Source organism: Solirubrobacter ginsenosidimutans, assembly GCF_027587205.1.
This window is the reverse complement of record NZ_JAPDOD010000047.1, coordinates 60,589-68,190: the sequence shown is the minus strand read 5'-3', so window position 1 is coordinate 68,190 and position 7,602 is coordinate 60,589. Positions and strand designations below refer to the sequence as shown.

The 7,602-nt window shown below is 73.8% G+C and carries 8 protein-coding genes; 7 read left to right on the top strand and 1 reads right to left on the bottom strand.

The features are described from left to right. The 4 genes from OM076_RS34745 to OM076_RS34730 form a co-directional block, all read left to right on the top strand. On the top strand, positions 1-920 hold a 920-nt coding region (locus OM076_RS34745), incomplete at its 5' end, for a DUF4129 domain-containing protein (RefSeq protein ID WP_270044758.1). Further along, entirely contained in the window at positions 920-1,828 is a 909-nt protein-coding gene (locus tag OM076_RS34740; RefSeq protein ID WP_270044757.1) for a DUF4350 domain-containing protein, read from the top strand. The genes OM076_RS34745 and OM076_RS34740, both read left to right, overlap by 1 nt. Beyond that, entirely contained in the window at positions 1,825-2,754 is a 930-nt protein-coding gene (locus OM076_RS34735) for an AAA family ATPase (protein WP_270044756.1), read from the top strand. The genes OM076_RS34740 and OM076_RS34735 overlap by 4 nt, the downstream gene beginning before the upstream one ends. Positions 2,755-2,761: 7 nt before the next feature. After that, positions 2,762-4,012, top strand: a complete 1,251-nt coding sequence (locus tag OM076_RS34730; RefSeq protein ID WP_270044755.1) for a DUF58 domain-containing protein — start codon at positions 2,762-2,764, stop codon at positions 4,010-4,012. On the opposite strand, the gene OM076_RS34725 is transcribed toward OM076_RS34730, so the two are convergent. Next, positions 3,979-4,953, bottom strand: coding sequence for a stage II sporulation protein M (locus OM076_RS34725; RefSeq protein WP_270044754.1), 975 nt, complete (start codon positions 4,951-4,953; stop codon positions 3,979-3,981). The two genes, OM076_RS34730 and OM076_RS34725, sit on opposite strands and share 34 nt — an antisense overlap. Before the next feature lie 42 nt (positions 4,954-4,995). Here OM076_RS34725 and OM076_RS34720 point away from each other — a divergent pair, with 42 nt between their 5' ends. From OM076_RS34720 to OM076_RS34710, 3 genes are all read left to right on the top strand, one after another. Then, positions 4,996-5,751, top strand: a complete 756-nt coding sequence (locus OM076_RS34720) for an RDD family protein (protein WP_270044753.1) — start codon at positions 4,996-4,998, stop codon at positions 5,749-5,751. 39 nt (positions 5,752-5,790) lie between these two features. Beyond that, entirely contained in the window at positions 5,791-6,246 is a 456-nt protein-coding gene (locus tag OM076_RS34715) for an RDD family protein (protein ID WP_270044752.1), read from the top strand. An 82-nt stretch (positions 6,247-6,328) separates the two neighbouring features. Beyond that, positions 6,329-7,534 (top strand): ROK family transcriptional regulator, encoded by a 1,206-nt coding sequence (locus tag OM076_RS34710; protein WP_270044751.1) that lies wholly within the window; start codon positions 6,329-6,331, stop codon positions 7,532-7,534. Positions 7,535-7,602: the final 68 nt, after the last annotated feature.

Genomic DNA, 7,602 nt, shown 5'->3' with positions numbered 1-7,602 from the left:
TCGCGCCCGCCGCCCGCCGCGGCCTCTCGCCCGCCCGCCTCGCGGCCGCCGCCCGCCGCGGCCTCTCGCCCGCCCGCCTCGCGTCGCTCGTCCTCGCCGCGCTCCTGCTCGCGGCCCTGTTCGCCGCCGCCCCCGCGCGGGCCTCCGACCTCTCCGGCGCCGAGTTCCGGGCGCTGGCCCGGGAGGCGGTCGACGACCCGGCCGCGCTCTCCGAGTTGCGCGACGTCGACACGGTCGACGGGCAGCGGGTCGATGTGAGCGGGGCGCTGCGCGGCGCTCGCGGCGAGGCGCTCGACGCGCGGTTGCGCCAGCTGTCCGGCGACTTCCAGCTCGTGCCGGCACAGCGCGATCCGCGGGCCGACGCGCGTGAGGTCCTCGCCGAGAATCGCTTCCACGAGACCGAGGTGCCCGGGCCGTTCTCCGGCTTGATCCGGTGGCTGGGCGACCGGCTGCCGAACCTCGGGGTCGGCTGGCTCGACGATCTCCTTCCCGGCGGGAGGTCGGTGGTGTGGATGTTCCTCGGGGCGATTCTCGTGGCCGTCGCGTGGTCCATCGCGCGCGCCTTCCTGACCAGCCGGGTGCGCGCGTCGGCGGCGCAGCAGCAGGCGCTCGTCGCCGCCCGCGACGAGGACCCGCGCGCACTCGAACGCCGCGCCGACGCGGCCGAGGCCGCCGGGGACCTCGAGGCCGCGCTGCGGCTGCGCTTCCGCGCCGGCCTGCTGCGGCTCGACGAACGCGGGGCGATCGAGTTCCGCCCGTCGATCTCGACCTTCGAGGTCCGCCGCACCCTCCACAACGACGACTTCGACGCGCTCGCCGCGACCTTCGACGACGTCGTCTACGGCGGCCGCCCGCCGGAGACGGACGACCTCGCCGCCGCCCGCGAGCGCTGGCCGAGCGTGATCAAGGACGCGGCCTGATGCCGCGCGACGGGCGGGTGCGGGTCGGGCTCGGCATCGGGGCGTTCGTGCTCGTCTTCGCGCTCGTGCTGCTGGTCGTCGACCGGTTCACGCAGGAGCCGGAGGGGCCGCCGTCCTCGTCGTATGCGACCACGCCGCAGGGGCTCGCGGCGTACGCGTCGGTGCTCCAGCGCTCCGGCCATCCTGTGCGGCGGCTGCGCACGCCGATCGCTGACGAGGCCCCGCCCACCGACCAGACGCTGGTCGTGCTCGACCCCGATGTGATGGAGCCCGAGGAGGCGCGGGCGATCGGCGACTGGGTTCGCAAGGGCGGGCGGCTCGTGGCCGGCGGCGCCGGAGACGCGTCGTGGCTGGACGAGGTGCTCGACGCCCCACCCACCTGGGAGGACGGCGGCGGCGTGCGCCGCCGTACGCTCGTCCCGACCGGCGACACCGCCGGCGTCCGCGAGGTCGCCTCGCGCGGCGGCGGTTGGCACGAGCTCGGCGGCGCGCTGCCGCTGATCGGCCCCGCGAACGGGCCGCTGCTCGTCACCACCCGAGAGGGCGAGGGCGAGGTCGCGCTGCTGGCCGACGCGACGCCCCTCACCAACGAGGGCCTGGATCTGGCGGACGGCGCGGCACTCGGTATCGCGCTCGCGGGCAATCACCGGCAGACCGTCGCGTTCCTGGAGACCGTGCACGGCTACGGCGTCTCGCGCGGTTTCAGCGGCCTGCCGACGCAGGTCAAGTGGGCGCTGCTCGGGCTCGCGCTGACCGCGCTGGTCGCGGTCTGGTCCGCCGGCCGCCGCTTCGGGCCTCCCGAGGACCCCGACACCGAGCCGCCGCCCCCGCGGGTGGCCTACGTCGACGCGCTCGCCGCCGCGTTCGTGCGGGCAAAACCGGAGAAAGACAAGGAGCGTTCGTCGTGAAGGAGCTGCACGCCCGCGTCGCGGGTGAGGTACGCAAGGTCGTGGTCGGCCAGGCGGAGGCGCTGGAGGACATGTTCGCGGCGCTCGCGCTCGGCGGGCACGTCCTGCTCGAAGGCGTTCCGGGAACGGCCAAGACCCTGCTCGCGAGCGCGACCGCCCGCGCGCTGGGGATCGAGTTCCGGCGCCTGCAGTTCACGCCCGACATGCTGCCCTCCGACGTCACGGGCACGATGGCGCTGCGCGCCGGCGAGCTGGTCTTCCGCCCCGGGCCGGTGTTCGCCGGCGTGGTCCTGGCCGACGAGATCAACCGCACGCCGCCGAAGACCCAGGCCGCGCTGCTGGAGGCGATGCAGGAGGGCCAGGTCACCGTCGACGGCATCAGCCACCCGCTGCCGGACCCGTTCCTCGTCCTCGCGACCCAGAACCCGGTCGAGTACGAGGGCACGTACCCGCTGCCCGAGGCCCAGCGCGACCGCTTCCTCGTGCACGTCGCGATCGGCTACCCGAGCGCCGAGGAGGAGCGCGCGATGCTGCGCCTGCGGCGGCGCGGGCTCGCCCCGTCGGCGCTGGACGACGTCCGCCCCGTCGCGAGCGCGGAGGACCTGCAGGCCGCGCGCGCGGAGGTCGACGCGACCGAGATCAGCGACGAGGTCGTCGGCTACGTCGTCGCGCTCGTGCGGCGCACGCGCGAGCTGCCGAGCGTGCAGCTGGGCGCCAGCCCGCGCGCCGCCGTCCACCTGCTCGGCGCCGCGAAGGCCGCCGCGCGCCTGGCCGGCCGCGCCTACGTCACCCCCGACGACGTCGCCCGCATGGCTGCCCCCGTCCTGCGCCACCGGCTCGTCCTCACCCCGGAGGCCGAACTGGAGCGCGCGACGCCCGCCGGTGCGATCCGCACCGCGCTCGAGGACGTACCGGTCCCGCGATGAGCCCCGCGTGACCCCCGCGCCGAGAGCCGTCGTCGTCCTTGCGGTCATCGCGCTCGCGGCGCTCGTCATCCCGCTCGGCTTGGCCGCCCTCGCGGCCCTTGCGCTGCTCGTCGCGGTCCTCGTGGACGCCAGAGCGGCCAGAGCTCAACCTCAGGTCGAGCGTCAGGCTCCGGAGGTCCTCTCACGCGGAATCCCTGTAAAGGTCATCATTCGCGCACACCCGCCCACCGGCGGCACGGTTCGGGTCCGTCAGGCCACGCCACCCGGCCTCACGGTCGCCCCGCAGGAGGGCGAGAGCGGCCTGGAGGCCACGATCGTCGCCCACCAGCGCGGCCGGCACACGCTTCCGGCCGTCGCGACCCGCTCGACCGGCCCGCTCAAGCTCGCGCGCTGGGACCACCGCCCCGGTGGGGACTCCGAACTCCGCGTCTTCCCCGACCTCAAGACCGCGAGAACCCTGGCGCTCGCCGTCGCCCGCGGGCGCTTCCGCGACCAGGGCCACACCGCCCGCGGCCCGCTCGGGCTGGGCACGGAGTTCGAGCTGATCCGCGACTACCAGCCCGACGACGACATCCGCCAGGTCAACTGGCGCGCCACGGCCCGGCTCGGGCGGCCGATGAGCAACCAGTACCGGCTCGAGCAGGACCGCGACCTGCTGCTCCTGCTCGACGCGGGACGCCTGAGCGCCGCCCCGCTCGGCCCGACCGGCATGAACGTGCTCGACGCCTGCCTGGACGCCGCCGTCGCGCTCGGCTTCGTCGCCGACGAGCTCGGCGACCGCACCGGCGCGATCGCGTTCGACCAGGAGATCCGCACGGCGCTCAGCCCGCGCCGCAAGGGCGGCCAGGTGGTCGCCCGCACGTTCTTCGACCTCCAGCCCCGCCCGCTCGACAGCGACTACGAGCTCGCCTTCCGCCGCGCCGAAGGCTCCAAGCGCGCGCTGGTCGTCGTCTTCACCGACCTGCTGGAAGAGACCGCCGCGCGCCCGCTCGTCGAGGCCGTCCCGGTGCTCAGCCGCCGCCACGTCGTCGTCGTCGCGAGCCCGTCGGACCCCGCGCTGGCCGCGCTCGCGCAAGCCCACGGAGATCCTTTGAGCGATGCGCGGGCGATGATCGCCACCGACGTCCTGCAGGCGCGCGCGAAGGCGGCGGCGCAGGTGCGCGCGGCGGGCGCGCGGGTGCTCGAGGCGCCGCCTGACCGCCTGCCCGCGCTGGTGGTCGCCGCCTACCTGCGGGCCAAGGCCCGCGCGGTCCTGTGAACCGGCCGCCCGCGCCACACGACGAGGCCCCAGAAGACCACGAAGAGCGTCCCGCCCAGCGTCGCCTGCACCGCGACCGGGAGGTCCGGCCCCGTGGCGAAGCCTTCGAGGAACCCGCACAGCACGAGCCACGGGATCGTCCCTGCGGCGATCTCGACGGCGGGCACCGCCTCGCGCCGCAGCGACGTCACGCGCCGCAGCGAGCCCGGCCGGATCAGCGCCCACGCGATCCGCAGCCCCGCGATCCCGCCGACCACGATGCAGGAGATCTCCAGCGGCCCATGCGACGAGATCAGCCGCAGGAACGCCGTCCCGTTGCCCGCCCCGACCGCGAGCCCGCCGATCACCCCCAACAGCAACCCGTTGAAGAACAGCGCGTAGACGGTGAGCACCCCGAAGGTGATCCCGCCCGCGAACGCGATCAGGGTCACCTGGATGTTGTTGAACATGACCGAGAACGAGAACGCCGACGCCGTCGCAGGGTCATAGTCGCGACCTTCCGCGGGCGGGTCCGCGGCAGCCTGGAACTGCGCGGGAATCAGGCCGGCGGCCGTCGCCGGGTCGGTGGCGCCCCACGCCGCGCCCGCCACGGCGGGGCCGGCGAGCAGCAGCCACGCGGCCAGCACCAGCAACGGGCGCTCCGCCAGCCGGCGCCAATAGCCGCGGGTGAAGAACGCCACGAAGGACGCCCGGCGCCCCGAGCGCGCGTAGACCGCCGCTCGCGCCCGCAGCACCAGCGCCTCCAGGCGCCGGGTCAGCGGCTCGCCCGGGAAGCGCCGTCGCGCGAACGCGAGATCCGCCGCGGCCGCGCGGTAGAGCTCGCCGAGGCGCCGCACGCCGTTGCGTCCGAGCCGCTCGGGACGGTCGCCGGCGCGCAGCAGCGACGCTTCGAGCTCCTCCCACGCGGCAGCGCGCTCGGCGGCGAAACGTTCAGGACTCATAGGCGCAAACCGCCGTCACTCCAGGCATGATCTCCACGCGCCATGGAGTATGAGGATCGCCGCACCATCTCGACGCCGGAAGGCGTGCAACTCGCCCTCCCGCTGGCCGGGATCGGGTCGCGCTTCATGGCGCTGTTGATCGACTACCTGATCTGCGGCGCGGCGTTCCTGGTCGCGATCCTCGCGGCGCTGGCGTTCGGCGGTGAGACCGCCGCCACGATCGTGGCCGTCACCGCCGTCCTCGTGACCAACGTCGTCTACTTCGTGCTCTTCGAGGTCTTCGGCGGCGGCCGCACGTTGGGCAAGCGCGCGACGGGGCTGCGAGTGGTCACGGACGGGGGCGGGCAGGTCGGACTGCGGGCGAGCCTGATCCGCAATATCTTGCGCCTCCTCGAGTTGGCACTGTTCTTCTACGCGCCGGCGATCGTCTCCGTGCTGGCGACGAAGAACAACCAGCGGCTGGGAGATCTCGCGGCCGGGACGCTGGTGGTCCGCGACACCAAGCTCGAGACCGTCGTGACCGCGGCACAGTCACCGCCGGTGAGCTCGGAGCGTTACGCGAGCTGGGACGTCACCGGTGTCGGCGAGGAGGAGGCGGGTGCGGTCCGCTCCTTCCTCGAGCGCCGGGCGCAACTCCGGCCGGGCGCACGACGCGCCCTGGCGGAGCAGTTGGCCGGGCGGCTGCGGCCGCGCGTGGCAGGAGCGCAGCACGGCCTCGGCGACGAGGCCTTCCTCGAGCACCTCGCGGCCGCCAAGGCGCGGGGGAACATGAGAGAACGCGGCGAAAACGGGCAATAGCCCACTGTCGGCCCATTCAAGGAGAGGATCAGCCACACAATGTCAACGCAATGGGAATCCGCCCCGCAGGCCCCACCGGGCTCGTACAGCAGCGGTCCGAGCGGCCCACGCTCGGGATTCTGGCGGCGCGTCGCCGCGGCGATCGTCGACTTCTTCGTACTGCTGATCCCGTCGATCATCCTGCTGCTGATCTTCAAGAACGGCGCGGCCTACCAGTTGCTGTCGACCGTCATCTCACTCGCGTACTTCACGTACTTCGAGGGCGGACCCACCGGCCAGACCGTCGGCAAGCGGGCGCTGGGCATCCGTGTCTACGACTTCCGCGAGGGCGGCTCGATCGGCTACGGCCGCGGGTTCCTGCGCCAGATCGGCAAGTACCTGTCCGCGATTCCGCTCGGTCTCGGTTACCTCTGGATGCTCTGGGACAAGGAGAAGCAGTGCTGGCAGGACAAGATCGCCGGCAGCGTCGTCGTACCGGCTGACGCGTACCGGTAATCAGCCCGGCACCCGGTCGGGGGGATCGGTCCGTCGATAAGTTGACGGACCGTCCCTTTCTCGCTCCACTGGAACCGATTACATGCCTCCTGGTCGTGCCGGCTCACTCGAATCGCTTCGCCGCCTGAATCGCCTGCGCGTCATCCGCGCGCTGCGCGACGAAGGCCAGATCTCGCGAGCCGACATCGCACGCCGCACCGGGCTGAGCCGCTCGACGGTCTCGAGCCTCGTCGCCGACCTGCAGGCCGACGGCCTCGTGATCGAGCGCCCCGAGCCGGGCTCGGCCTACGGAGCCCAAGGCGGGCGGCCGCCGATCCTGCTCTCCTTCGACGCCAGCGCGGGCGCCGCGGTGGGCGTCGACTTCGGCCACTCGCACCTGCGGGTGGCGGTGTCCGACCTCGCGTCCACGATCATCGCCGAGCGCACCCGTCCCCTCGACACCGACCATGACGCGACCGAGGGCCTCGAGATGGCCGCCGAGCTCGTGGTCGAGACGCTGGCCGACGCCGGGGTGGCGCGCGAGGCCGTGATCGGCGCCGGGATGGGCCTGCCCGGGCCGATCGACCAGGGCGAGGGCATCGTCGGCTCCTCCGCGATCCTCCCCGGCTGGATCGGGATGACCGCGGCGGCCGAGCTGCGCAAGCGCCTCGACGTGCCGGTCATGGTCGACAACGACGCGAACCTCGGCGCGCTCGCCGAAGCCGCGTTCGGCGCCGGCCGCGACGCCGGCGACCTCATCTATCTGAAGATCTCCAGTGGTATCGGTGCCGGGTTGATCCTCAACGGCCGCCTCTATCGCGGCAGCGCCGGTCTCGCGGGTGAGCTCGGGCACGTGCTGGTCAACCCCGACGGCATCGTCTGCCGCTGCGGGAACCGCGGCTGCCTGGAGACGGTCGCGGCCACCGGCGCGCTCGTCGACCTGCTGCGGCGCTCGCACGGCGAGGACCTCACCGTCGCCGCGATGATCGAGGCCGCGCAGGCGGGCGACGCCGGCTGCCGGCGCGTGATCGGCGACGCGGGCCGGGCGCTCGGGCAGGTCGTGGCGACGCTCCTGAACGTCCTCAATCCCGAGATGCTGATCGTCGGCGGCGATCTCGCCGGAGCCGGCGACCTGCTGCTCGACGGCATCCGCGAGTCGGTCGCCCGGGCCGCCTTGCCCGAGACGAGCCGCGGCGCCCAACTGGTCGCCGGCGTCCTCGGCGAGCGGGCGCAGGTCCTCGGGGCGCTCGCCCTCGTGGTGTCCGAAGCCGACCGGGCGCTCCCGACCCGCCTCGCACTCGCTGGTTAGTTCCCCGCCTTAACTCGGGATCGAACGAACCCCTTGTGGATTCGGCACCGACGCGTGTAGCGTTCGCG